The following is a 24,274-nucleotide window of genomic DNA, read 5'->3' as shown; positions in this document are numbered from 1 at the left end:
ATATGGTCCTACAGCATTTGCAAGAATGGCCGATCAATCAATCCGGTTTTGCTGATTTCAATCACTAGCGCCCACCAACACAATAGGGCATGGTCTATCGCAATATCAAACGAGAGGATTTTGACGAAACCTTGCAAAGTCTGGGCAACGATCCTGCTATTTTGGAGCATGAAACCCAGGCTGATCATTTACAAAGCAAGCACCAGGCACCAAGGCACAATCAAATGAGCCAATCCTGGCCAGGCCTTAACGCCTTCAAAGAATTGCCCCTAGCATCGCTTCACCCAGGAATGCTCATTGCTGGAATTAGTTTTATAGCGATTCTTGTGACTTTAGTCTATTTGACCATCCAGGTTCGGGAAATTGCTGAACTTGGCCAGGGTGAACCAAACCAAACAGCTATGAAGAAAGAGTTGTTGACAATTCAAAGCCAAATTGACGAACTTCATAGCCAGGCTGACGAAAATCTAGAGCAGATGATGGAGTTTCTGGAGGAGATCCAAGCAAAGCGATACATTTCTGTCAAAGAAACGAAGCGATCAGTTATCCCCGATCCCGATGAGGTCGATTTAAAGAAATGGCGTCATTTGGGTATTAGCAAGAATAAGGATGGCGCCTTCGTGATGCTTCATGATGGCCAACAAAGTCGACTCTTTGCAAAACATGGGTTTGCTAAACCTTCCTGGCAGATAACCCACTTTGACCAGTCCCAGGTCACCTTACAGGGTCCCGGAGGAAAGCAAGTGGTGCTGATTTCGCCATGAAGCATGTGATATTTCGATACTGTTGGATTTGGCTTTTACTTGGCCCACAAAACACATTTGCATACCACGCGGCCAGTGGTAATGCTGCACTGAATACTCCAATTAGTATTTCAGCAAAAGAGATGCCACTAGTGGATTTGCTCCATGTATTGGGGCAACTTGGCAATACGCATTTTGTATTAAGTCCTAGTATTCAAGGAAGTATTGATGTTCAGCTTGTCGATGTTCCATGGCAAACTGCGTTATCAACGATCTTGGCAAGCCGAGGCTTGCGGTTCATACGCAATCAGGGGGTCTATTGGATTGCACCGCATCAAGAAATCAACGCTTTCCAAAAACAACGTCGGGATGACTCAGCACTCCCCTTTGGGGGCGAGCATCATGGCACACCCCGGCAAATTTTGATTGAGGCGCGGATTGTTGAAGCTGACCATCGCTTTGCACGTAATCTTGGCGCCAAGCTTGGCTTGCGCTCGCAAGCAAAGAATCTCCCCGAAGGGGGCGATCGGGTTCAGGGTTCGTTTGCACTAGGATCACCACTTGGGGCTGGCGGCCTTAGTGGATTTGAGCCAGTGACTGCCGCGGCGACCCTTCTTAGTAAAAATGCCACACGTCTTCTCGATGTGGAATTAAGTGCTCTTGAGAGCGATGGACAGGGCAAGATATTGTCCAATCCCCGCATCATGACCGCCGATATGGTGAAAGCAACTATTGAACAAGGTACTGAACTACCGTACCAAACCTCCTCTTCAAATGGAGGTAACAAAATTCAATTCCGTAAAGCGAACTTGCGTCTCGAGGTGATTCCCAAGATTCATCATGACGGCAAAGTCTCTTTATTGGTTGCCATTAATAAAGATAGCGTGGGCATGAAGACCGAACAAGGTTACGCTATCGATACCAAGAATCTGAGCTCCGAAGTCAGTGTTGAGAATGGCGGTACCGTCATCTTAGGCGGTATTTATCAAACTACAGAACGTGATGACACTATCAAAATCCCGCTTTTAGGTGATATTCCCTTGATTGGGCATCTGTTCAAACATCAATCAACTTTGCGAGATAAAACAGAACTTCTCGTCTTTTTAACGCCTACTATCTTAGATAAACCCGAATAGAATGATGAAATGGACATTAAAAATTCCAATATCTTTCTGATTGGGCTGATGGGGGCTGGCAAATCAACGGTGGGGAAATTAATTGCCCGCAAGCTTGAGCGGCGCTTTATTGACTCTGACCACGCACTTGAAGAGCGCTGCGGGGTCAAAATACCAACTATTTTTGAGATGGAAGGTGAGGCAGGTTTTCGTAAACGCGAGGCACAAATTATTGATGAGCTAACCCGCGAGCAATCGATTGTGCTCGCCACCGGCGGTGGTGCAGTATTACTCCCAGAGAACCGCAAGGTACTAGCTGAACGTGGTACGGTCATTTATCTACATGCCAACCCAATTGAACTTTGGCATCGTACTAAAGGTGGTGAAGGTCGCCCCCTGTTGCAACATGGGGACTCAAAAGCAATCTTAGAAAACTTATACGCCATTCGCGATCCACTATATCGCAAAATCGCGGACTTTATTATTGAAACTGGTAAACCAAGCGTCAATCAACTCGTAAGCTCTTTACTCATGCAACTTGAATTAGCCCCATGAAAACTCTGAATGTATCGCTCGGTGAGCGCAGCTACCCTATTTACATTGGCTCGGGACTTCTCAAAAAGCCGGAACTCTTTAAACCTTGGATTACCGGCAAATCGGTATTCGTGGTGACCAACACGACCGTAGGGCCCCTCTATAGTAAGACGTTGATCCAAACCATTTCAGGCGACGCGAAGTCAGTTCATGAAATTGTCCTGCCCGATGGGGAGTCGTATAAAGACTGGGTTACCCTACAGAAAATCTTTGATGCTTTATTAACGCATGGCGCTGATCGAAAATCAGTACTAATTGCTCTCGGTGGTGGCGTGATTGGTGATATGGTGGGGTTTGCAGCGGCTAGCTTTATGCGCGGCATTCAATTTGTTCAAGTACCCACGACTTTATTGGCTCAGGTTGATTCTTCGGTAGGCGGTAAGACTGGGATTAATCACCCGCTTGGTAAAAATATGATTGGCGCCTTTCATCAGCCGGTTGCGGTTATTGCTGACCTTGATACCCTCAAATCACTCCCGCCAAGAGAACTATCAGCTGGCTTGGCGGAGGTCATCAAACACGGCGCAATTGCAGACACTGAATTTTTTAATTGGATTGAAGCGCACCGTCAAGAACTATTAAATTGCGATAGTGGCGCCATGAGTCATGCGGTCGAGCGTTCTTGCGAAATTAAATCGGCAGTAGTGGCCGCCGACGAGAAGGAATCTGGGATTCGTGCCATCTTAAATTTTGGTCATACTTTTGGCCATGCCATTGAATCTGGCTTAGGCTATGGAGAATGGCTGCATGGTGAGGCCGTGGGATGTGGAATGGTGATGGCGGCTGATTTATCTTCTCGTCTGGGTTATTTAAAAACCGAGGAAGTAAGTCGTATCAAAAAACTCGTTATGGCAATGGGTCTGCCGGATTGCGCACCCAAACTTGGAAACAGCCGTTTCTTTGATTTAATGCGCATCGATAAAAAATCCGAGGGTGGGGAAATTCGCTACATCACCCTTGAGAGAATTGGCAAAGCAAAAATTGAAGCGGTTGATGATGCAATTGTTGAACAGGTCTTAACGACTAACCAAGTAAATTAATCTCAACTGTCTGCCCAGCCTGGTCACTTACAAAACGGGATAAATCGGCAAGCAACTCATTACCAGTTTTTGTATCCAGCCAGAGTGGCTGGTTCATCATTCCGGCCCAACGGTAATGAAATCCTCCGGCTTTACAGGCCACCCAAATTTCATGGAGAGGTGGCTGGGTATTCACCACAACCACACTACGATCCCGAAAAACAATATTAATCACATTGCCCCCTTGACGAGCAATATCAAGGTCGAGATCTAAACGCTCATCGGCATTTTCCAGCGATAGTTCAATCGATTGCAATAGATGGCTAGCCAGTTGATGAAATTGCTTATCGTCAATTTTGTCAATCTGGGATGAAGGGGTGTTCTGCATGCTATATTCAAATTCCGGTGATTAAACAGATGATATTGATTGTAGTTAAGATTCCAGTTTACGTTGCGTTGCTGTCCCTACTTGGATGTGGGGTTAGAGGACCTTTGTTTTTACCCAATCCACCGCCCGTTCCACCAGCGCCCACCCAACCGGAGCCCAAAGGTACTCTGTACCCTCCTAAAGAATCAGGTTTATCGACCCCCACTAATACGAGCTCGCCAAAGTAATGACGCATTCCATTCCATCATTAACTGGCTTTACTGAACACCATGGAGAGTGGTTTGCTGAAGGTGTTTCGCTATCTGCCTTAGCGAATCAATATGGCACCCCTCTATATGTTTACAGTAAGCATGCAATTTGTACGGCATACCGCGCCTATGATGTTGCCTGTATCCGTGCAAACGGCAGTCGCCGCGCCAGAATTCATTACGCCGTCAAGGCTAATAGTAATCTCGCTGTTTTAGATGAGCTCAAACAATTAGGTGCTGGATTTGATCTGGTGAGCGGCGGCGAACTCGCTCGAGCCCTTCACGTTGGAGCCGATCCAAAAAGTATGGTTTTTGCTGGAGTCGGCAAATCCGCTGATGAAATTAAATTTGCCCTCTCGGTTGGCGTCAAATGCATCAACGTCGAATCCATCCCTGAACTGCAGCGTATTAATTCCATTGCTAAGAGTTTGGGTCTTCGCGCCCCAGTTTCATTGCGCGTGAACCCTGATGTAGATGCGCAAACCCATCCGTATATTTCCACGGGTCTCAAAGATAATAAATTTGGGATTGCCTATTTTGAGGTTCTAAAAACGTATCGAGAGGCGGCGCTACTGCCCCACATTGATATTGTTGGCATTGATTGCCATATTGGTTCCCAAATTACTAGCACATCGCCATACCTCGATGCTCTTGATAAAGTCCTTGATCTCATCGATCAACTCAAACGTGATGGCATTGTCATTCATCATCTCGATCTTGGTGGTGGCCTTGGGATCGACTACGGCTCGGACGCACCACCCGATATCACCGAGTTTACGAACACCCTACTCAATCGTGTGGATGAGCGTGGCTTTGGGCACTTGGATGTCATTTTGGAACCGGGTCGCTCCTTAGTCGGAAATGCGGGAGTGCTATTAACGCAAGTTGAATATCTTAAAACTGGTGCAGATAAAAACTTCTGCATTGTGAACGCCGCCATGAATGATTTAATGCGACCAGCTCTATACGATGCCTATCATGCGATCGTTCCTATCAAAAGTGGAATTGGTAAAGCAATCACTTATGATGTAGTTGGTCCTGTTTGTGAGTCAGGCGATTGGTTAGGCAAGGATCGCGCCCTTGCTGTTCAAGAAGGCGATGTGCTGGCTATTTTGTCAGCCGGTGCCTACGGCTTTGTAATGGCTTCAAACTACAACACCCGGGGACGGCCCGCAGAGGTCATGGTCGACGGCGACCAGGCTTACTTGGTCAGAGAGCGGGAGTCTGTAAATAGCCTCTTTGCGAATGAACGAACGATTGGGCCGAGCTAATTAATCGAAATATTCGATTAACGCAACCCAGCCATGTAATCCGAGACGGCTTTCATTTCAGCGTCAGACATCTTGGTAGCAATCGTGCTCATTTGCACACTGTTCTTGCGCGTACCCTCTCTAAATGCAATCAATTGTGAGATCGAGTAATCTGCCCATTGACCACTTAAACGAGGGTACTGAGCAGGAATACCAGCGCCATTCGGACTATGGCAGCCTGAGCATGCTGGAATACCTTTCTCAGCAATACCTGCACGATAAATCCGTTGTCCCAATGCAATGGTGTCTTTGTTTTGCGCAGTACCCAACTTCAGCTCTTGTTTATTGAGATACGCAGCCAAGTTGAGCATATCTTGATCGGTCAAAGTTGCGACCATTCCCATCATGACAGGATTCATCCGGGTGCCATCTTTGTAATTCTTAAGTTGCTTCACTGTGTAAGCCGTATGCTGGGCAGCCAATTTAGGCCATGACGCAACCCCACTATTTCCATTTGGGCCATGGCAACCGACACAAGAAACGATTCCACGCTTAGGGTCGCCATTGTTATAAAGAACATCTCCTGCAGCAGCATCTGCCTTGATCACTGCTGGAGTTGGTGCACTAGTAGTCATTGTTGGAGCGTCAGCTTTTGCAGGCTCAGCTGCATGAGCGAACGATATAAAACCACCAACTAAAACAGCCATCAGGGCAGAGATATTTAATTTGGAGAATTTGCTGCTATAGCGCATTATGGGTACCTAGCCTACTTTGAAATGTTCAAACGAAATTCATGTGATTTTACAATAGCTTCCATTCATGTCTAAACTGCACCAAGCCCGCTTTTTTACCACGGTCAATGAGCTCCAAACGCTTCCCCAGGGTGAGCTTCCTGAGATCGCCTTTGCGGGTCGCTCCAATGCCGGAAAATCCAGTGCAATCAATATCTTATGCAATCAAAAGCGCCTGGCTTTTGCGAGCAAAACTCCGGGTCGAACCCAGCACATCAACTATTTTGGGATCTATGCCAAGGATGAGCTACTAGCCTATTTAGTCGACTTGCCAGGCTATGGCTATGCCGCAGTTGGTGAGGCAACCCGCTCCCACTGGAACGAGATCTTAAGCCGCTACTTGCAAACCCGTAAAAATTTGGTTGGTTTGATCTTAATTGTGGATGCACGACGGGGTTTAACAGAACTTGATGAACAAATGATTGCCTGGTTTAGTGTGACCCAAAAACCTATCCACATTTTGTTAAGCAAGTCAGACAAACAAACTTTCTCCGAAAACCGCGCCCTGTTGCAAGCCATCTCAGAACAAATTAAGCAATTTGCCCCTGCAGAGATTACAGCTCAACTGTTCTCCAGCACAAAACGGGTCGGTCTTTCGGAAAGCGATACACTTATTCAACAATGGCTTTTTCCAGAGCGCAACATCGCCTAACCCTATCCTGATTAGAGAGTATTTGCATGTCTCAATATCCTGCCTATCGCCCCCGTCGGATGCGCCGTGATGATTGGTCACGTCGTCTCGTTCAAGAAAATCATCTAAGGGTTGACGATCTAATCTATCCCGTTTTCTTACTACCTGGAAGTAATCAAACCCAAGCGGTCAACTCAATGCCGGGTATTGAGCGCATGTCGCTTGATCGCCTGTTTCATGTGGCTGAAGAATGCGTAGCCCTTGGCATCCCAGTAATGGCACTCTTTCCTGTAATCGATGCATCACTAAAGAGCAACGACGGTGCTGAAGCATTTAATCCAAAGGGCCTTGTTCCAAGCGCAGTGATGGAGCTCAAAAAACGCTTTCCCACCCTTGGCATCATGACCGATATTGCGCTTGATCCCTATACCAGTCATGGTCAAGATGGTGTGCTCGATGAACAGCATCGGATTTTGAATGATGAAACTGTCACGATCCTCATTAAGCAGGCGCTCTGCCATGCCCAAGCAGGTGTAGACATAGTTGCCCCATCCGACATGATGGATGGCCGAATTGGAGCGATTCGTTCTGCCCTTGAAAATCAAGGATTAATTCATACGCGCATCATGGCTTATGCGGCCAAATACGCCTCGTCGTTTTATGGCCCCTTTCGGGATGCCGTTGGATCAGCGAGCAATCTTGGCAAGGCGGATAAAAAGACCTACCAAATGGATCCTGCTAACGGCGATGAAGCCATCCGCGAAGTTGGCTTAGATATTAGCGAGGGTGCTGACTTGGTGATGGTAAAGCCCGGCATGCCCTACCTCGATATCGTCTATCGCATCAAAGAAGCCTTCGGTTACCCAACCTATGCCTATCAGGTCAGCGGCGAATACGCCATGATCAAAGCTGCTGCCCAAAATGGCTGGCTTGATCATGATGCGGTCATGATGGAGTCACTGCTCGGATTTAAACGTGCTGGAGCAGATGGTATCTTGACCTATTTTGCGCTTGAGGCCGCTCGCTATCTCAAGCGCTAAGATTATTTTGCTCCTAACTCTTGCAGGCGCTCTAGAAAACGACTGGGAGTCATAAAACCCACCACCCGTAACGATTTTTGTTCTTCACCAGCACCATTGAAGAACAAAATTGCGGGGGGGCCATACAAACCAAATTGTTTCAGAAGCGCTTGCGTTTGTGGATTGTTGATAGTGACATCGGCTTGTATTAGTACGAAACGACTCATGACTTTTCCAACCTCTGCATTAGTAAAGGTAATGGCTTCCATCTCTTTACAAGAAATACACCAATCGGCGTAGTAATCGAGCATGACGGGTTTATTGTCAGCCTTAGCCTTTTGCATAATACGCTCGAGCTCTTCACTCGATCGCACAACCTGAAATACCAAATCTGGAGGAATTCGTTTTTCAGTACGAGTACTTGTTTGAGTTTGGTTACCAGTTACGACGGAAATTGCTGGCCACACAATCCAAATAGCTAAAGCAACCAACACTAACCCAAGAGCGCGCTGTAACCACATCATCCAAGCGCCCGTTTGCGGCAAAAAACTTCTAGCGCCCAATGCGATGAGCAATAAGGGCAATCCCATCCCTAAGGCCATCACAAATAGTAAGCCCCCACCAAGCGCCATCGATCCGGTTTGTGCCACAAAGCCTAAAACACTGGCTAAGGGTGCTGTAATACAAGGGCTTGCAACCAGCGTTGAAATTGCGCCAAGGCTAAAAGCCCCGACAATACTTCCGCCCTTTTGTCGCCCGGCCAATTGATCGACTTTGGTTTGCCATCCTTGGGGCATCTTTAGCTCGTATAAACCAAATAAGCTGCCAGCCAAAAATAATAAAAGGAGAGCAAACAAAATGAGGGCGATAGGACTTTGTAAGGCGCGCTGTACGCCGCTTCCTAATGCCGCTGTTAAAACCCCCGCTAGCGCATATAACAAGGCCATGCCCAAAATGTAGGCCAAAGCAAGATAAGCCGATCGGGTCTTGCTAATTGGGCTGCCATCTTGGCGACCCAAAACAATGCTGCTCAAAATCGGGAGCATGGGTAATACGCAAGGCGTAAAGGCAAGCGCAATCCCAAGAATAAAAAATCCGATCAATAGATAAAACGGTTTGGCATTCTCTAAATAGCTTTTAATTGATGTGACATCATCGCGCCCACTCCATAAATCCGTGAAGCTAAATGGTGTTGAGTTTGTGGCGATAGTACGGATTGGCGCTGCATCACCTTCAGGGATGGGTGCCACTCGAACGCCTGGAGCTGCTATGAAGTATTGATAGGTCATGGGTGGATAACAAATGCCACCGTCAGCACAACCCTGCAAATCAATCTCTAGGCGAATACCGCTTTGTGGAGATTCTGGCAACCTAATAAGAACTTCGAATGGTTTTGGAAAAATCTCCATTTTTTTCCCAAAGGTCTCATCAAACTTTTCAACCCCTTTAGGAATTTGAATGCTCTTGGGAGCGCTTGGCTTGTCATTGATCAACAACCGATACTGTAAAGACTCCTGGTAAATGTAGTAACCCGAAACCGGTCGGTACTCAATGGCAATTTCATTGGTATTGGCAAGCCATGTCGCCTCCACAATAAATGCCCTTTCGGGAGGTAGAAATTCCTTGGCATCTACTGAACCAAGGAATGCGACACTCGATAGTAGAAACAGTAAGAGTTGAACCAAGCCATACTGAATTCTCTTCATGACTTTGTCTCCTCATTTACCCAGCGCCCATATGCCTGGGAATATTCAGCTGGTTTTAAAGCAATGATCTCTGGCAACTGATAAGGGTGGTTGGCCCTAATAAATGCCTCAATGCCTTTCCATTGAGTTGTTGCTGTTTTAGCACTTAATAGAACTTCCGTGTCATTGCAAACCTTTCCATCCCATCGATAGATCGATTGCACGCCCTCCTGAATTTGTACACAGGCTGCAAAACGCTCATCGATTAATTGCTGACCTAGTAATCTAGCCGCATCCATCGTGGGCAAAGTCGTGGTTACGATCAGTATCGAATCCATACAAAAGATGGCTCAAGCAGTGGGTTAAATGAAAAAGCCAGACCGAAGCCTGGCTTTAACTATACCCGATGCTAATTTATGCTGCTGCAGGTTCTTGTTGAGGCGCCTCTTCAACTTCAGGGCGGTCAACCAACTCAACCAGCGCCATTGGGGCATTGTCACCGTGCCGAAAACCAAATTTCAGAATACGGAGATAACCACCTGGTCGAGTTGCATAACGTGGGCCGAGCTCAGTAAATAATTTGCTTACCATTTCACGATCGCGCAGACGATTGAATGCCAAACGGCGGTTCGCTAAATTATCTTTCTTACCCAAAGTAATCAAAGGCTCAACCACCATCCGCAATTCTTTTGCCTTTGGCAGGGTTGTCTTAATAACTTCGTGCTCGATCAGTGAGTTGGACATATTGCGCAACATCGCCAAACGATGCGATGAGGTGCGATTTAGTTTGCGTAAGCCATTACCATGACGCATGATGCTTCCTTTCTAATTATTGCCCGAGAGTCGCTGGAGGCCAGCTGTCGAGCTTCATCCCAAGACTTAAACCGCGGGCTGCCAATACGTCCTTGATTTCATTCAAAGACTTACGGCCCAAATTAGGCGTCTTGAGTAATTCATTTTCAGTACGCTGAATCAAATCACCGATGTAGTAAATGTTCTCAGCCTTTAGGCAGTTTGCAGAACGAACGGTCAACTCTAAATCATCAACCGGTCTCATCAACAACGGATCAACCATGGTTGAGCGACTTGGAGCCAACTCACCGCTCACTTGGCTGCTCTCTAAGGCGGCAAACACGACCAACTGGTCAACCAAAATACTCGCCGCTTGACGAATCGACTCTTCAGGAGAGATCACGCCATTGGTTTCAATGGTCATCACTAAACGATCTAAATCAGTACGTTGCTCAACACGAGCAGACTCAACCGCATAGCTAACACGATTAATTGGGCTAAATGATGCATCCAACACAATACGGCCGATTAGCTTAGTCGCTTCATCTTGATACTGACGCATATTGCCTGGTACGTATCCACGACCCTTTTCAACCTTGATCTGCATATCGAGCTTACCGCCAGCTGCTAAATGTGCAATGACATGCTCTGGATTAATGATTTCAACATCATGGGGAAGATCAATGTCCTTAGCGTAAACAACGCCAGGACCTTCTTTACGCAAATTGATCGTCACCTCATCACGAGATTGCAATTTAAAGACAACGCCCTTTAGGTTGAGGAGCAGGTTAACAACATCTTCCTGAACGCCATCCAAGGTGGAATACTCGTGAACAACGCCTGCAATCGCTACTTCGGTTGGAGCAAAGCCAACCATGGAAGACAACAAAACACGACGTAATGCATTACCAAGCGTGTGGCCATAGCCACGCTCAAATGGCTCCATCACAACCTTAGCCTGGTTTGCACCAAGTGCTTCAACAGAAATGATTTTTGGTTTAAGCAAATTTGTTTGCATAGATATCTTTTCCTTAAGAGGTGCAGTATTAGCGTGAATACAATTCGACGATCAAACTTTCGTTGATATCACCGCTGATTTCATCGCGATCTGGTACTTGTTTAAACGTTCCCTCGAGCTTGCTTGCATCAACGCTGACCCAGTTAATTGAACCAACTTGCGAAGCAAGATTTAGTGCTTCTTGAATACGAGTTTGCTTCTTTGCCTTCTCACGAATTGCAATGACATCGCCGGGACGAACCTGCATGGACGGAATATTGACCACTTGGCCATTTACCGTAATTGCTGCATGCGATACCAACTGACGCGCTTCAGCGCGAGTTGAGCCAAAACCCATGCGATAAACCACATTATCTAAACGGGACTCAAGCAGTTGCAATAAGGTCTCACCAGTATTGCCTTTACGGCGCTCAGCTTCAGCAAAATAGCGACGGAATTGGCGCTCGAGCACGCCATAAATCCGCTTCACCTTTTGCTTTTCACGCAACTGATTACCGAAGTCAGAAGTACGAGCACCTGAGGTGCGACCGTGCTGTCCTGGTTTGCTGTCTAGTTTGCACTTGTCCGATAAAGCACGGCGTGCGCTCTTTAAAAATAAGTCGGTACCTTCCCGACGAGATAGTTTGGCTTTGGGGCCTAAATAACGTGCCACGATTTCTTCCTTTCTATGCCTCGATGGTTACCGAGGTGAGTTCGCTGTAACTACCAACGAACGGTGGGCTTATTAAACAATTGCTGGCAAAGCCAGCGGCTTGGTACTGCAAAAATTAGATACGGCGACGCTTTGGAGGGCGGCAACCATTGTGAGGAACCGGAGTCACGTCCTGGATCTCAACAATCTTGATCCCTAACGAGTTCAATGCACGAACCGCAGACTCGCGACCAGGACCCGGGCCCTTAATCTGAACTTCTAAATTCTTAATCCCACACTCAATTGCTGCCTTACCAGCCACTTCAGCAGCAACCTGAGCTGCAAATGGCGTTGACTTACGTGAACCCTTAAATCCTTGACCGCCTGATGTTGCCCACGACAAGGCGTTTCCTTGACGGTCGGTAATGGTCACAATGGTGTTATTAAACGATGCATGCACGTGTGCGATACCATCGGCGACGTTCTTTTTAACCTTCTTACGAGCGCGTTGTGCACTTGCATTTGCGGCGGTTTGTTGTGCTTTTGCCATATCAGTTCCTAATTATTTCTTTAGTGCAACGCCGGCCTTACGGGGGCCTTTACGGGTACGGGCATTGGTCTTCGTTCTCTGGCCACGCACCGGTAAACCCTTGCGATGACGAATACCGCGATAGCAAGCCAAGTCCATTAAACGTTTAATGTTCATGGTGACTTCACGACGCAAATCACCCTCTGTGGTGCGCTTACCCACTTCATCACGCAGCTTCTCGAGCTCAGCATCGGTAAGATCTTTCACTTTCTTATCGATTGCAACACCCGTGTTCTCACAGATCTTAAGAGCTTGTGCTTTGCCAATACCGTAAATGGCGGTTAAACCAATCACAGTATGTTGATGATTTGGGATATTTACCCCAGCGATACGTGCCATATAAATTCCTCTACTTAACCGAATTAACCTTGACGCTGCTTATGACGTGGATCGGACGAGCAGATCACACGCACCACGCGCTTACGCTTGATGATTTTGCAATTGCGGCAAATACATTTAACGGATGCCAATACTTTCATCATTCACCTCTTTAATAATCCTTACTTCGCACGGAAGATAATTCTTGCGCGCGTTAAATCGTATGGGGTCATTTCCACAGTTACCTTGTCTCCTGGCAGGATTCGGATGTAATGCATCCGCATCTTCCCAGAAATATGACCTAAAACTACATGCCCATTCTCTAACTTCACCCTAAACATGGCATTGGGGAGGTTTTCAACAATTTCCCCTGCCATCTGAATTACATCGTCTTTAGGCATCTTAGAGAGTGGGTCCCATCTTAAAGTTGGCCTTCTTCATCAGAGAGCCGTACTGCTGTTGCATCACAAATGATTGCACTTGAGCCATAAAGTCCATCGCAACCACCACAATAATTAACAACGATGTTCCACCAAAGTAGAAAGGTACGTTGTATTTCAAAACTAAAAACTCGGGCAATAGGCACACCAATACCATGTAAATTGCGCCGGCCAAAGTTAAACGGACAAGAATTTTGTCGATGTAGCGAGCCGTCTGATCGCCCGGACGAATACCTGGAACAAATGCACCGCTCTTTTTCAAGTTGTCGGCCGTATCGCGGCTGTTAAAAACCAAAGCGGTATAGAAAAAGCAGAAGAAAATAATGGCAGTGGCGTACAAAATGATGTAAACCGGCTGCCCAGGAGCTAAAGTTGCCGCCAAATCTTTCACAATACGACTCACCATATTGGTTGGTTCGCCTGCTGTAAACCAGCCGGCAATAGTGGCCGGGAATAAAATAATCGATGAAGCAAAAATGGGAGGAATCACACCAGCCATATTGAGCTTTAAAGGCAGATGAGAAGACTGACCGCCGTAAATCTTATTACCCACCTGACGTTTGGCGTAGTTCACCAGAATACGGCGCTGACCACGCTCTACGAAGACAACAAAGTAAGTAACTGCAATAACAATCACTACGATAAAAATTGCTGAAAGAATGCTCATGGAGCCAGTGCGAACCAACTCTAAAAGACTAGCCAATGCGCTTGGCAGGCCAGAAACAATCCCGGCAAAAATAATGATGGAAATACCATTACCCAAGCCGCGTTCAGTAATTTGCTCACCGAGCCACATTAAAAACATCGTGCCCGTAACAAGCGTTACAACGGTATTGAACTGAAACATCAAGCCAGGATCAACAACAAGGCCTGGCTGAGACTCAAGCGCAACGGAAATTCCAATCGCTTGGAAAGTTGCCAAAAAGACCGTTGCATAGCGGGTGTATTGGGTAATCTTGCGTTGACCAGCTTGACCTTCCTTCTTCATCGCCTCGAGCGAAGGAATCACAATGGTCATCAACTGCATGATGATCGATGCCGAGATATAGGGCATGATACCCAAAGCAAACACCGTGAAGCGAGACAAAGCACCGCCTGAAAACAAATTGAACATTCCCAAAATACCGTCCTTTTGTTCACTAAACAGTTTTGATAACTGATCAGGATCAATACCAGGGACTGGAATATGAGCGCCAATACGGAAGACAACCAACGCCAATACCAAGAAAATCAAGCGGCGACGTAAGTCGCCATACTTGTTTCCAGATGGTGTCAAACTAGAGACGTTAGAGGAACCGAGCGCCATAGATTGCTTTAAACCTCAGCGAGCACCTTGCCACCAGCAGCCTCAATGGCAGCTTTTGCACCAGCACTTGCAGTCAATCCTTTTAAGGTAACTGCGCGCTTGATTTCACCGGTCTTAATGACTTTGACAGCATTGGTTTGCTCACCAGCAAGACCGTGCTGTTTCAAGGCAACCAGATCAACTTCAGCTAAACCAATGCGCTCTAAATCAGCAAGAGTTACTTGACCAATAAAACGACGTGTTAAAGAGATAAAGCCGCGCTTGGGTAGGCGACGATACATGGGCATTTGACCGCCTTCAAAACCAACTTTATGAAAACCGCCGGAACGCGACTTTTGGCCTTTGTGACCACGACCAGCGGTCTTACCAAGACCGGAACCAATCCCGCGGCCGACACGGCGACGTGGGCGCTTAGCACCTTCAGCGGGTTTAATCGTATTTAATTGCATTGCTTCACCCGATCACTTTCACAAGGTATGAAACCTTATTAATCATTCCCCGGACCGCCGGGGTATCTTGTAACTCTGAAACTGAGTTGAGGCGACCAAGGCCCAAACCACGAACCGTCGCACGGTGACTCTCGCGCGTACCGATCAAGCTGCGCACGAGCTGAAGTTTGACCTTTGAATTTGATTGTGTATTTGCCATCTTTTACTTTCGATTACAGGCGATTAACCCAAAATTTCTTCAACCGACTTTCCGCGCTTTGCAGCAATTTCTGCTGGCGTACTCATCTTGCTCAAACCGTCCAAAGTGGCACGTACCATGTTGTAAGGATTGGTTGAACCAATCGATTTAGCAACTACGTTGGTTACGCCCATCACATCAAAGATCGCGCGCATTGGACCACCCGCGATCACGCCGGTACCTTCTTTTGCAGGAGAAATCAGAACGCGCGACGCGCCATGCTGACCAATCACAGAATGCTGCAATGTGCCCTTACGAAGAGGGACCTTAATCATTTTGCGACGTGCTTCGTCCATTGCTTTTTGAACGGCAACTGGAACTTCCTTCGATTTACCTTTGCCCATTCCAATTCGTCCATCACCATCACCAACGACCGTCAATGCAGCAAAGCCAAGAATACGGCCGCCCTTCACTACTTTGGTTACGCGATTAACAGCAATCATCTTCTCGCGTAGACCGTCATCGCGCTCTTCTGACTGAATTTTGGTTTGCATTTTTGCCATAATTTTTTCCTAAACCGTTTCTTAGAACTTCAAGCCGGCTTCACGCGCAGCTTCAGCAAGGGCCTTAATACGGCCGTGATAACGATGTCCAGCACGATCAAATGCGACGGCCTCAACGCCAGCCCTTTTTGCACGTTCGGCGATTAATTTGCCAATCGCTTGTGCTGCTTGGCTATTGCCGCCATTTTTTACCGAAGTACGCAAATCCTTTTCCATGGTCGAGGCCGCGGCAACCACCTTGCTACCGCATGGGCTATAGATCTGAGCAGAGATGTGGCAATTGCTTCGAATCACTGTCAAGCGATGAGCCAATAACTCAGCAATCTTGATACGGGTTTGACGCGCACGTCGTTGTCTTGTTTCGTTTTTATTCATATCGAATCTCAGCTGTACTTAATTACTTCTTCTTGGTTTCTTTGAGGTGAACCACTTCGTCAACATAGCGCACGCCTTTACCCTTATATGGTTCTGGGGAACGATAGGCACGAACTTCCGCAGCAACTTGACCAACTTGTTGCTTATTGGCACCCTTAATAATGATTTCGGTTTGCGAAGGGGTTTCCGCTTTCACGCCAGTGGGTAGTGGATAGTTGATTTCATGCGAAAAGCCCAATTGCAATTTCAAGGAATTGCCTTGTGCCTGTGCACGATAGCCCACTCCAACAAGGCTCAGCTTGCGCTCAAATCCCTGGGTCACACCAACGACCATGTTGTTAACTAATGCACGAGTCGTTCCAGACAATGCATTAGCTTCTGGGGAATTATCTTTAATGGCAACCGTGATAACACCATCTTTATGCTCAAGGCCAACACTAGGATGTAAGGTATGTGTGAGAGTCCCCAATGGGCCTTTCACGGTTAATAACGCGTTTGCAATACTGATCTCAGCACCTTTTGGCACCGTAATGGGAGATTTACCAACTCGAGACATTGTTCTCTCCTTAAGCCACGTAGCAAATGACTTCACCGCCAACGCCAGATGCGCGCGCTTTGCGATCGGTCATCAAACCTTGCGGTGTTGAAATAATGGCAACGCCCAAGCCATTCATGACCTCAGGAATGTCATGGCGTCCTTTGTAGATACGCAAGCTAGGGGTTGAAACTCGCTCAATTCGTTCAATCACAGGACGGCCAGCGTAGTATTTCAGATCAATCTTCAATACTGGCTTAGCTGCTTCACCGGTGATTTCAAAACTATCGATATAGCCTTCGTCTTTCAAGACCTTGGCAATCGCTACTTTTAATTTTGACGACGGCATGGTAACCAAAGTTTTCTGCACCGCTTGCGCGTTGCGAATTCTGGTCAACATATCGGCGATTGGATCACTAATACTCATGGGTTCTCCTAAATTCGTTCGCCGCTTACCAGCTGGCCTTGGTTAAACCGGGGATCTCGCCACGGAAAGCAATCTCACGGATCTTGCCGCGCGCCAAACCAAATTTGCGGAAGGTGCCACGTGGACGACCGGTTAATGAACAACGATTACGTTGGCGAATAGGGCTCGCATTGCGCGGCAATGACTGCAGCTTCAAACGGGCCTCATAACGCTCCTCGTCACTGCGGCTTGTGTCGTTAATGATCGACTTGAGCTCAGCGCGCTTATGCGTGAATTTTGCAACCAACTTAGCGCGTTTTTTCTCACGCTCAATTAAAGATAGTTTTGCCACGTTTGCCTCTTAATTGCGAAATGGAAATTTAAACGCCGCTAACAATGCTTTGGCTTCCTCATCGGTTTTAGCGGTGGTCGTAATGCTGATATTGAGACCACGTAATGCATCAATCTTGTCGTACTCAATTTCAGGGAAAATAATTTGTTCTTTAACGCCAATGTTGTAGTTGCCACGGCCATCAAACGCTTTACCGGAGATTCCACGGAAATCGCGCACGCGTGGCAAAGAAACCGTAATAAAACGATCTAAGAACTCATACATGCGAGTGCCGCGCAGCGTTACCATCGCACCGATAGGATAGCCTTGACGAATCTTAAATCCAGCAATCGCTTTGCGTGCCTTGGTAACAACGGGCTTTTGACCAGCAACTTTGGTTAAATCACCAACAGCATGCTCAATCACTTTTTTATCACTGACAGCTTCACCTAAACCCATATTAAGGGTAATTTTGGTAATGCGTGGAACTTCCATCACAGACTTATAGCCAAACTGCTGCATCAAGTTTGCAATGACTGTATTTTTGTAATGTTCTTGTAAACGGGTGCTCATAATTTCTCCGAACCTTAAGCGCTAAGCGTCGCGCCAGTGGTTTTTAAGTAACGCACTTTTTTGCCATCAACTAACTTAATGCCAACACGCGATGGTTTGCCGTTCGCATCAACCAATGCAATATTAGAAGCAGCGATTGGCATCGTCTTATCAACAGTTCCACCAGTAGTTCCATCATTAGGATTGGGCTTTACATTCTTTTTGTAAATATTGACGCCCTCAACCACAAATTTGTTTTCAAGAATTCCGGTGACCGTTCCTTTTTTACCTTTATCACGCCCAGTAATAACAATCACGGAGTCGCCTTTACGAATCTTTTTCATAGTGACCTCTTTAAATAACTTCTGGGGCAAGCGAAACGATTTTCATGAAACGCTCTGTACGGAGCTCACGCGTAACTGGTCCAAAAATACGGGTGCCAATTGGCTCAAGCTTTGCATTTAGCAAAACAGCGGCGTTTTCATCAAATTTAATTAAGGACCCGTCGGGACGGCGAACGCCTTTTGCGGTACGAACAACCACGGCGTTGTAAATGTCACCCTTTTTTACACGACCACGAGGAGCGGCAGCTTTCACGCTAACCTTAATCACGTCACCAATATTGGCATAACGGCGCTTTGAGCCGCCCAATACCTTGATGCACAAAACTTCGCTCGCGCCAGTGTTATCGGCGACTTGCAACCTGCTTTCAGTCTGAATCATTTTGTCTAATCCCCAACTTGTACGCCAATGGCGTCAGTCTTGGTTCCGTCTATGAGCCTTTTGCATTGCTGCAAAATAGCTCGGATTTAATAAAAATTACTTATAAATCAACAACTTAATAAAACTTTATATTTCCGTCATTTAGTATTTTTAATCACGGAAAGCCTTTGATTCTACTACGAAAAACTCTGTTTTGACAATCTCTTGTCAAAATTTCAAGTTAAATTCCCTTGGAGGCCTCAACCAAGCGGGTCACCACCCAGGCCTTTGTTTTGGCCATTGGCTTGCCTTCCGTAATTTCCACGGTGTCGCCCATCTTGTATTGATTGGTCTCATCATGTGCGTGATACTTTTTTGATTTACCAACGTATTTACCAATTACAGGGTGCTTCACTTGGCGCTCAACTTGAACAGTCACAGTTTTTTGCATTTTGTCGCTAACAACACGACCAACCAAGGTGCGGCGCAAGGGTTTGGAGATTTCTGTCATATCTCGATCCTAATTATTTCTGAATAGTCTTTTGGGTGATAAAGGTTTTAACGCGAGCAATATCACGCTTGACCTGTCCCAATTGACTGGTATTTTGGAGTTGCTGAGTTGCTTTTTGCATACGCAGCTTGAAATGGGTTTTTAGCAATTCAGATAGCTCTTGATTAAGAGCACCTAAATCTTTACTTTGCAGTTCTTTGCTTTTCATGATGGATTCCTGATTAAGCGCCGATTTGACGAATCACAAACGTGGTTTGAATAGGCAACTTGGATGCGGCTAGACGGAATGCCTCTCTTGCCAGAGTTTCATCAACACCGTCCATCTCATACAAAACTTTGCCTGGCTGAATCTCGGCTACATAATATTCTGGGTTACCTTTTCCGTTACCCATACGAACTTCAGCAGGCTTTTGAGAAATGGGCTTGTCTGGGAAAATACGAATCCAAATTCGTCCGCCACGCTTAATATGACGCGTCATGGCGCGACGTGCAGATTCAATTTGACGGGCCGTTAAACGACCGCGGCCAACCGCCTTCAATCCAAAGTCTCCGAAGGCAACCGAACTGCCACGTGTTGCAACACCGGTGTTGCGACCCTTTTGTTCTTTACGATATTTGCGACGCTTTGGTTGCAGCATGCTTACTCTCCTGCCTTCTTCGTTTCTGTGCTAGCTGCAGCTTTACGAACCCGCTTTACAGTGGGCTTCACCGCTGGCTTCTCTTCACCGGGCTTCGCTGAGACATCAGCGCCGGCTGCACGTCGCACAGTCTTTGCTGGTGCACGACGTGGTTTTTTCTCTTCAGCAACTGGGGCTTCTGGTGCCGCATTTTGGGTCAATTGGGCGTCTGCGCCACGACCTAAGGTGTCGCCCTTATAAACCCAAACTTTAACGCCAATGATTCCATAAGTTGTTTCCGCCTCAGATGTAGCGTAATCAATATCCGCCTTCAAAGTATGGAGTGGAACGCGACCCTCGCGATACCATTCGCGGCGCGCAATTTCAGCACCGTTCAAACGGCCAGAGGACATAATCTTGATGCCTTGAGCTCCAAGACGCATTGCACTTTGCATTGCACGCTTCATGGCACGACGGAACATAATGCGCTTTTCAAGCTGTTGAGTGATTGAGTCTGCAATCAACTGGGCATCCACTTCGGGCTTGCGAATCTCTTCAATATTGACATGAACAGGTACGCCCATCCGCTTTTGTAATTCTTTACGGAGAACTTCAATGTCCTCACCCTTCTTACCAATTACAACGCCAGGACGCGAACTAAAAATGGTAATTCGTGCGTTCTTAGCAGGGCGCTCAATTAAAACCTTGCTAACAGAAGCATTCTTCAGCTTCTTCTTCAAATAATTGCGAACCTCAACATCCTCTTTGAGCATGTTGGCAAAATCATTGCTATTGGCATACCAACGGGATGTCCAGTTACGGCTTACCGATAGACGAAATCCATTTGGATTAATTTTTTGGCCCATGTCTTTCCTTAATTACTCAGGGTCACGCTAATGTGACAACTTTGTTTCTCGATACGATTACCGCGGCCCTTGGCCCGAGCAGTAAAACGCTTTAATGATGTTGCTTTATCAACAATCACAGCGGACACTTTGAGCTCATCAATGTCGGCACCTTTATTGTGTTCGGCATTGGCGATGGCGGATTCAACCACCTTCTTCATGATGAAAGCAGCTTTTTTGGGGCTGAAATTCAAAATGTTCATAGCACGAGAAATCGGCAAGCCACGAATTTGATCTGCCACTAAACGTGTTTTTTGTGCAGAAATTCGTGCGCCGCGGTGAATAGCTTTAACTTCCATCATCATCCCCTTACTTCTTCACTACTTTCTTGTCGGCAGAGTGTCCCTTGAACGTACGCGTCAAAGCAAACTCACCAAGCTTGTGTCCAACCATGTTTTCAGAAACATAGACTGGAACGTGCTGCTTACCGTTGTGAACAGCAATTGTTAATCCAATGAAGTCAGGAAGAATGGTCGAACGACGTGACCATGTCTTAATTGGCTTCTTATCTTTATTGGCCTGAGCAGTCTCAACCTTTTTCACAAGGCTGGCATCGCAGAAAGGGCCTTTTTTCGCAGAACGAGTCATTTATCTATTCCTTATCCATTAACGCTTTTGACGACGCTGAACAATCATGGTCGTTGTACGTTTATTGCGACGGGTACGATAGCCCTTCGTTGGGGTTCCCCATGGAGAGACAGGCACACGGCCCTCGCCAGTTCGTCCTTCGCCACCACCATGTGGGTGGTCGATTGGGTTCATGGCTACACCGCGAACTGTTGGACGAATACCGCGCCAACGGGTTGCACCTGCTTTACCAATCTGACGCAAGCTATGCTCTTCATTGCCAACTTCGCCAATGGTGGCACGGCAATCGATCAAAATACGACGTACCTCACCCGAGCGCAAACGAACCTGGCCATACACACCTTCGCGGGCCAACAATACTGCTGAGCTACCAGCAGAGCGAGCGATCTGCGCACCCTTTCCAGGCAACATCTCAACACAATGGATCGTGCTGCCAATTGGAATATTGCGAATCGGTAAATTATTTCCTGCTTTGATGGGAGCCTCGGCACCATTCATCACTTGCTGTCCAACTGTCATTCCCTTAGAAGCAATGATGTAGCGACGTTCACCATCAGCAAAAACGAGAAGGGCAATATTTGCACTACGATTTGGATCGTATTCTAGGCGCTCAACCTTAGCGGCAATGCCATCTTTATCGTTGCGCTTGAAGTCAACCACGCGGTAGTGATGCTTATGACCACCTCCCTTGTGACGTGTCGTAATGTGACCATTATTGTTACGACCAGCTTTTTGGAACTGTGGCTCAACCAATCCTGCAAAAGGTTTGCCTTTATGCAGATCAGGATTAACCACCTTGACCATTGAACGACGACCTGGTGAGGTCGGTTTAGTTTTCATGAGCGGCATAATTAATTTGCCTCCGCTTCAAAGTTAATTTCTTGGCCAGGCTTCAGATTGACATAAGCCTTCTTAGCGTGATCGCGTCGACCCTCAAATCGGCCAAAGCGCTTTGGTTTACCTTTTTGGTTGACGATTTGCACAGACTCGACTTGAACTTTGAAAAGCAATTCAACGGCTTGCTTCACATCAAGCTTGTTTGCGTCACGCGCAACTTGGAAAATCACTTGCTCATTCTTTTCGGCTACCATCGTTGCTTTTTCAGAAACAATGGGTCCAAGCAAAATTTGCATGAGACGATGATCGTTTTTACGTGTTTGGCTCATTTCAGCAACTCCTCCATCTTGGCGATCGCTGCTTTGCTCACCAATACTTTTTGAAACTGAACTAATGACAAGGGGTCTGCATGCTGAGGTTCAACCACAGCAACTTTGTGCAAATTGCGCGATGCAAGATAAAGATTCTCGCTAACCTCATCCAAAATAATTAATACCGACTCAAGACCCATACCCTTGACTTTCTCAGCCAACAACTTGGTCTTGGGCGCATCCAAATTAAATTGGTCGACCACATTTAAACGACCTTCGCGCGCCAACTGAGAAAGGATCGAGCGCATACCAGCGCGATACATTTTCTTGTTGACCTTGTGCGAAAAATTTTCTTCTGGAGAGTTCGGGAATATCCGACCGCCTCCACGCCACAATGGCGAAGAGCTCATACCAGCACGGGCACGGCCGGTACCTTTTTGGCGCCATGGTTTTTTTGTGCTGTGCTTTACTTGCTCACGATCTTTTTGTGCGCGATTACCACTACGTGCATTTGCTTGATAAGCAACTACGATCTGATGAACAAGTGCTTCGTTGTACTCACGCTCAAATACTTCGGGTGAAGCTTGTACACCAGCACCTAGCTGGCCGTTGTCTTGGAGAAGTTTCAGTTCCATGTCCTCTCCTTATTTCTTAGCTACAGCTTTAACAGCTGGAGTAACAAGTACTTTTCCACCAGGAGCGCCGGGAATAGCGCCCTTGACCATAATGAGATTGCGCTCCGCATCAATGCGAGCAATCACCAGATTTTGAACGGTACGAGTTACATCACCCAAATGACCGGTCATGCGCTTACCAGGAAAAACACGGCCTGGATCTTGCGCCATACCAATAGAGCCTGGAACATTGTGTGAACGGGAGTTACCATGACTCGCGCGACCAGACGCAAAGTGGTAGCGCTTAATCGTTCCAGCGTAACCCTTACCAATCGTTACACCTTGCACATCCACCTTTTGACCGGCAGCAAAAACATCAACGCCAACGACTTGACCAGGCTTCATCTCGGCCAATTTTTCAGCATCAACATGGAATTCATTTAAGGCATTGCCAGCCATCACACCTGCTTTTGCAAAGTGTCCAGCCATCGCCTTGGTTACGCGGCTAGCGCGGCGTGTTCCGTGAGCTAACTGAACAGCATCATAGCCATCCGTTGCCTGGGTTTTCACTTGAGCAACCCGGTTATCGCTCACATCAATCACGGTGACAGGGATAGCTTCCCCTTCATCCGTAAACAGACGGGTCATGCCGACCTTACGGCCGATCAAGCCTAAGCTCATATTCTTACTCCAATGCTGACTTCGATTGGTCAGCGGAAATTTAATTTAACCTGTTTTAAATAAAAATGTTTATATAAAACAAGCACTTACAATTTATGTACTACAAACCTAGCTTTTCAAAACTACGAAAAGCCTTCAATTCTAGCCTAAAAAGGCAAAACTAACAAACTTTTGCGCAATCTACCTTACTGCAACTTGATTTCAACATCCACGCCGGCAGGCAAATCCAACTTCATCAGGGCGTCCACCGTTTTCTCAGTTGGATCCACAATGTCCATCAAACGTAAATGGGTGCGGATCTCCATTTGATCGCGTGAAGTCTTGTTCACATGGGGCGAGCGCAACAAATCAAAACGCTCAATACGGGTTGGCAAAGGAATTGGGCCCTTGACAACAGCGCCAGTGCGCTTTGCAGTATCTACAATCTCAGCAGCAGATTGATCGATCAATCGATAATCAAACGCTTTCAAACGAATTCTAATTTTCTGGTTTTGCATATTTATTCCAAAGAGCAGTGCGGTGCTGCCGCGTTAATCATCCAA

40 protein-coding genes are annotated in these 24,274 nt (G+C 46.8%); 7 read left to right on the top strand and 33 right to left on the bottom strand.

Annotated features, from left to right (window positions below; genetic code table 11):
• The first annotated feature begins 89 nt into the window (after positions 1–89).
• From QUE60_RS00455 to aroB, 4 genes are read left to right on the top strand one after another with little or no spacing between them, the layout of a single operon-like run.
• Positions 90–764, top strand: a complete 675-nt coding sequence (locus QUE60_RS00455; RefSeq protein WP_286223794.1) for a hypothetical protein — start codon at positions 90–92, stop codon at positions 762–764.
• The gene (locus tag QUE60_RS00450; RefSeq protein ID WP_286223793.1) at positions 761–1,879 is read left to right on the top strand and encodes a secretin and TonB N-terminal domain-containing protein; all 1,119 of its coding nucleotides are present in this window, start codon (positions 761–763) and stop codon (positions 1,877–1,879) included. The genes QUE60_RS00455 and QUE60_RS00450 overlap by 4 nt, the downstream gene beginning before the upstream one ends.
• 9 nt (positions 1,880–1,888) lie before the next feature.
• A complete protein-coding gene (locus tag QUE60_RS00445) occupies positions 1,889–2,413 on the top strand; it encodes a shikimate kinase (RefSeq protein WP_286223792.1) in 525 nt (174 codons plus the stop codon).
• Positions 2,410–3,492 carry a 3-dehydroquinate synthase gene (gene aroB, locus QUE60_RS00440; RefSeq protein WP_286223791.1) on the top strand — a complete coding sequence of 361 codons (1,083 nt, stop codon included), beginning with the start codon at positions 2,410–2,412 and terminating at the stop codon, positions 3,490–3,492. Before QUE60_RS00445 ends, aroB begins: the two co-directional genes overlap by 4 nt.
• Here aroB and cyaY read toward each other — a convergent pair.
• Complete coding sequence (gene cyaY / locus QUE60_RS00435) at positions 3,476–3,859, bottom strand: iron donor protein CyaY (protein ID WP_286223790.1); 384 nt, start codon at positions 3,857–3,859, stop codon at positions 3,476–3,478. The two genes, aroB and cyaY, sit on opposite strands and share 17 nt — an antisense overlap.
• A gap of 226 nt (positions 3,860–4,085) precedes the next feature.
• On the opposite strand from cyaY, the gene lysA reads away from it, so the two are divergent.
• Positions 4,086–5,378: a diaminopimelate decarboxylase gene (lysA, locus tag QUE60_RS00430; RefSeq protein WP_286223789.1), complete on the top strand. Its 1,293-nt coding sequence runs from the start codon at positions 4,086–4,088 to the stop codon at positions 5,376–5,378.
• Between the two features lie 17 nt (positions 5,379–5,395).
• On the opposite strand, the gene QUE60_RS00425 is transcribed toward lysA, so the two are convergent.
• Positions 5,396–6,109 (bottom strand): c-type cytochrome, encoded by a 714-nt coding sequence (locus tag QUE60_RS00425; RefSeq protein WP_286226844.1) that lies wholly within the window; start codon positions 6,107–6,109, stop codon positions 5,396–5,398.
• A gap of 67 nt (positions 6,110–6,176) precedes the next feature.
• Here QUE60_RS00425 and yihA point away from each other — a divergent pair, with 67 nt between their 5' ends.
• Both yihA and hemB read left to right on the top strand, forming a co-directional pair.
• On the top strand, positions 6,177–6,800 hold the full coding sequence (gene yihA / locus QUE60_RS00420; protein WP_286226842.1) for a ribosome biogenesis GTP-binding protein YihA/YsxC: 624 nt from the start codon (positions 6,177–6,179) through the stop codon (positions 6,798–6,800).
• A gap of 26 nt (positions 6,801–6,826) precedes the next feature.
• Entirely contained in the window at positions 6,827–7,819 is a 993-nt protein-coding gene (hemB, locus tag QUE60_RS00415; RefSeq protein WP_286226840.1) for a porphobilinogen synthase, read from the top strand.
• A 2-nt stretch (positions 7,820–7,821) separates the two neighbouring features.
• Here the strand turns inward: hemB and dsbD are convergent, their stop codons facing one another.
• The 31 genes from dsbD to rpsJ form a co-directional block, all read right to left on the bottom strand.
• Complete coding sequence (gene dsbD, locus QUE60_RS00410) at positions 7,822–9,504, bottom strand: protein-disulfide reductase DsbD (protein WP_286226838.1); 1,683 nt, start codon at positions 9,502–9,504, stop codon at positions 7,822–7,824.
• Positions 9,501–9,821, bottom strand: coding sequence for a divalent-cation tolerance protein CutA (cutA, locus tag QUE60_RS00405; RefSeq protein ID WP_286223784.1), 321 nt, complete (start codon positions 9,819–9,821; stop codon positions 9,501–9,503). The genes dsbD and cutA overlap by 4 nt, the downstream gene beginning before the upstream one ends.
• A gap of 76 nt (positions 9,822–9,897) precedes the next feature.
• Positions 9,898–10,296 (bottom strand): 50S ribosomal protein L17, encoded by a 399-nt coding sequence (rplQ, locus tag QUE60_RS00400; RefSeq protein ID WP_108507606.1) that lies wholly within the window; start codon positions 10,294–10,296, stop codon positions 9,898–9,900.
• 16 nt (positions 10,297–10,312) lie between these two features.
• Positions 10,313–11,293, bottom strand: a complete 981-nt coding sequence (locus QUE60_RS00395) for a DNA-directed RNA polymerase subunit alpha (protein WP_286223783.1) — start codon at positions 11,291–11,293, stop codon at positions 10,313–10,315.
• 28 nt (positions 11,294–11,321) lie between these two features.
• Positions 11,322–11,945, bottom strand: a complete 624-nt coding sequence (gene rpsD, locus QUE60_RS00390; RefSeq protein WP_108507604.1) for a 30S ribosomal protein S4 — start codon at positions 11,943–11,945, stop codon at positions 11,322–11,324.
• A 115-nt stretch (positions 11,946–12,060) separates the two neighbouring features.
• The gene (gene rpsK, locus QUE60_RS00385; RefSeq protein ID WP_108507603.1) at positions 12,061–12,474 is read right to left on the bottom strand and encodes a 30S ribosomal protein S11; all 414 of its coding nucleotides are present in this window, start codon (positions 12,472–12,474) and stop codon (positions 12,061–12,063) included.
• A 12-nt stretch (positions 12,475–12,486) separates the two neighbouring features.
• Positions 12,487–12,852, bottom strand: a complete 366-nt coding sequence (rpsM, locus tag QUE60_RS00380; protein WP_108507602.1) for a 30S ribosomal protein S13 — start codon at positions 12,850–12,852, stop codon at positions 12,487–12,489.
• A 23-nt stretch (positions 12,853–12,875) separates the two neighbouring features.
• Positions 12,876–12,992 carry a 50S ribosomal protein L36 gene (gene rpmJ, locus QUE60_RS00375; RefSeq protein ID WP_096673338.1) on the bottom strand — a complete coding sequence of 39 codons (117 nt, stop codon included), beginning with the start codon at positions 12,990–12,992 and terminating at the stop codon, positions 12,876–12,878.
• Between the two features lie 21 nt (positions 12,993–13,013).
• Positions 13,014–13,232 (bottom strand): translation initiation factor IF-1, encoded by a 219-nt coding sequence (gene infA, locus QUE60_RS00370; RefSeq protein ID WP_108507601.1) that lies wholly within the window; start codon positions 13,230–13,232, stop codon positions 13,014–13,016.
• A gap of 1 nt (position 13,233) precedes the next feature.
• On the bottom strand, positions 13,234–14,577 hold the full coding sequence (gene secY / locus QUE60_RS00365; RefSeq protein ID WP_286223782.1) for a preprotein translocase subunit SecY: 1,344 nt from the start codon (positions 14,575–14,577) through the stop codon (positions 13,234–13,236).
• A gap of 8 nt (positions 14,578–14,585) precedes the next feature.
• Entirely contained in the window at positions 14,586–15,026 is a 441-nt protein-coding gene (gene rplO, locus QUE60_RS00360; protein ID WP_286223781.1) for a 50S ribosomal protein L15, read from the bottom strand.
• Between the two features lie 4 nt (positions 15,027–15,030).
• Positions 15,031–15,225: a 50S ribosomal protein L30 gene (gene rpmD, locus QUE60_RS00355; protein WP_108509267.1), complete on the bottom strand. Its 195-nt coding sequence runs from the start codon at positions 15,223–15,225 to the stop codon at positions 15,031–15,033.
• 23 nt (positions 15,226–15,248) lie between these two features.
• The gene (gene rpsE, locus QUE60_RS00350) at positions 15,249–15,767 is read right to left on the bottom strand and encodes a 30S ribosomal protein S5 (RefSeq protein WP_108507598.1); all 519 of its coding nucleotides are present in this window, start codon (positions 15,765–15,767) and stop codon (positions 15,249–15,251) included.
• A 21-nt stretch (positions 15,768–15,788) separates the two neighbouring features.
• Complete coding sequence (gene rplR, locus QUE60_RS00345) at positions 15,789–16,142, bottom strand: 50S ribosomal protein L18 (protein ID WP_286223780.1); 354 nt, start codon at positions 16,140–16,142, stop codon at positions 15,789–15,791.
• A gap of 22 nt (positions 16,143–16,164) precedes the next feature.
• Positions 16,165–16,698, bottom strand: coding sequence for a 50S ribosomal protein L6 (gene rplF / locus QUE60_RS00340; protein WP_286223779.1), 534 nt, complete (start codon positions 16,696–16,698; stop codon positions 16,165–16,167).
• Between the two features lie 10 nt (positions 16,699–16,708).
• Positions 16,709–17,104, bottom strand: coding sequence for a 30S ribosomal protein S8 (rpsH, locus tag QUE60_RS00335; protein ID WP_108507595.1), 396 nt, complete (start codon positions 17,102–17,104; stop codon positions 16,709–16,711).
• Between the two features lie 25 nt (positions 17,105–17,129).
• The gene (rpsN, locus tag QUE60_RS00330) at positions 17,130–17,435 is read right to left on the bottom strand and encodes a 30S ribosomal protein S14 (RefSeq protein WP_108507594.1); all 306 of its coding nucleotides are present in this window, start codon (positions 17,433–17,435) and stop codon (positions 17,130–17,132) included.
• A gap of 9 nt (positions 17,436–17,444) precedes the next feature.
• Positions 17,445–17,987 carry a 50S ribosomal protein L5 gene (gene rplE / locus QUE60_RS00325; RefSeq protein WP_286225438.1) on the bottom strand — a complete coding sequence of 181 codons (543 nt, stop codon included), beginning with the start codon at positions 17,985–17,987 and terminating at the stop codon, positions 17,445–17,447.
• A gap of 14 nt (positions 17,988–18,001) precedes the next feature.
• Positions 18,002–18,310, bottom strand: coding sequence for a 50S ribosomal protein L24 (rplX, locus tag QUE60_RS00320; protein ID WP_215370820.1), 309 nt, complete (start codon positions 18,308–18,310; stop codon positions 18,002–18,004).
• A gap of 10 nt (positions 18,311–18,320) precedes the next feature.
• A complete protein-coding gene (gene rplN / locus QUE60_RS00315; protein ID WP_108507591.1) occupies positions 18,321–18,689 on the bottom strand; it encodes a 50S ribosomal protein L14 in 369 nt (122 codons plus the stop codon).
• A 220-nt stretch (positions 18,690–18,909) separates the two neighbouring features.
• Complete coding sequence (rpsQ, locus tag QUE60_RS00310) at positions 18,910–19,179, bottom strand: 30S ribosomal protein S17 (RefSeq protein WP_108507590.1); 270 nt, start codon at positions 19,177–19,179, stop codon at positions 18,910–18,912.
• A gap of 13 nt (positions 19,180–19,192) precedes the next feature.
• Positions 19,193–19,387, bottom strand: coding sequence for a 50S ribosomal protein L29 (rpmC, locus tag QUE60_RS00305; RefSeq protein ID WP_108507589.1), 195 nt, complete (start codon positions 19,385–19,387; stop codon positions 19,193–19,195).
• Between the two features lie 13 nt (positions 19,388–19,400).
• On the bottom strand, positions 19,401–19,817 hold the full coding sequence (gene rplP, locus QUE60_RS00300) for a 50S ribosomal protein L16 (RefSeq protein ID WP_108507588.1): 417 nt from the start codon (positions 19,815–19,817) through the stop codon (positions 19,401–19,403).
• A 2-nt stretch (positions 19,818–19,819) separates the two neighbouring features.
• Positions 19,820–20,662 (bottom strand): 30S ribosomal protein S3, encoded by an 843-nt coding sequence (rpsC, locus tag QUE60_RS00295; RefSeq protein ID WP_286226833.1) that lies wholly within the window; start codon positions 20,660–20,662, stop codon positions 19,820–19,822.
• Positions 20,663–20,670: 8 nt separating this feature from the next.
• Positions 20,671–21,003 carry a 50S ribosomal protein L22 gene (gene rplV, locus QUE60_RS00290; RefSeq protein ID WP_199908528.1) on the bottom strand — a complete coding sequence of 111 codons (333 nt, stop codon included), beginning with the start codon at positions 21,001–21,003 and terminating at the stop codon, positions 20,671–20,673.
• A 7-nt stretch (positions 21,004–21,010) separates the two neighbouring features.
• Positions 21,011–21,289 (bottom strand): 30S ribosomal protein S19, encoded by a 279-nt coding sequence (rpsS, locus tag QUE60_RS00285; RefSeq protein ID WP_108507586.1) that lies wholly within the window; start codon positions 21,287–21,289, stop codon positions 21,011–21,013.
• An 18-nt stretch (positions 21,290–21,307) separates the two neighbouring features.
• Positions 21,308–22,138 carry a 50S ribosomal protein L2 gene (gene rplB / locus QUE60_RS00280; protein ID WP_286225436.1) on the bottom strand — a complete coding sequence of 277 codons (831 nt, stop codon included), beginning with the start codon at positions 22,136–22,138 and terminating at the stop codon, positions 21,308–21,310.
• A 2-nt stretch (positions 22,139–22,140) separates the two neighbouring features.
• Positions 22,141–22,455 carry a 50S ribosomal protein L23 gene (gene rplW, locus QUE60_RS00275; protein WP_108507584.1) on the bottom strand — a complete coding sequence of 105 codons (315 nt, stop codon included), beginning with the start codon at positions 22,453–22,455 and terminating at the stop codon, positions 22,141–22,143.
• Positions 22,452–23,072 carry a 50S ribosomal protein L4 gene (gene rplD / locus QUE60_RS00270; RefSeq protein ID WP_108507583.1) on the bottom strand — a complete coding sequence of 207 codons (621 nt, stop codon included), beginning with the start codon at positions 23,070–23,072 and terminating at the stop codon, positions 22,452–22,454. The genes rplW and rplD overlap by 4 nt, the downstream gene beginning before the upstream one ends.
• A 9-nt stretch (positions 23,073–23,081) precedes the next feature.
• The gene (gene rplC / locus QUE60_RS00265) at positions 23,082–23,732 is read right to left on the bottom strand and encodes a 50S ribosomal protein L3 (protein WP_286223774.1); all 651 of its coding nucleotides are present in this window, start codon (positions 23,730–23,732) and stop codon (positions 23,082–23,084) included.
• Positions 23,733–23,917: 185 nt separating this feature from the next.
• On the bottom strand, positions 23,918–24,229 hold the full coding sequence (gene rpsJ, locus QUE60_RS00260) for a 30S ribosomal protein S10 (protein WP_108507581.1): 312 nt from the start codon (positions 24,227–24,229) through the stop codon (positions 23,918–23,920).
• Positions 24,230–24,274 lie beyond the last annotated feature (45 nt).

It is taken from the genome of Polynucleobacter sp. HIN11, from assembly GCF_030297675.1.
In the GTDB taxonomy this organism is placed as follows: Bacteria; Pseudomonadota; Gammaproteobacteria; order Burkholderiales; family Burkholderiaceae; genus Polynucleobacter.
The sequence above is the reverse complement of the archived record's forward strand: the minus strand, read 5'-3'. Positions and strand labels throughout refer to the sequence as shown.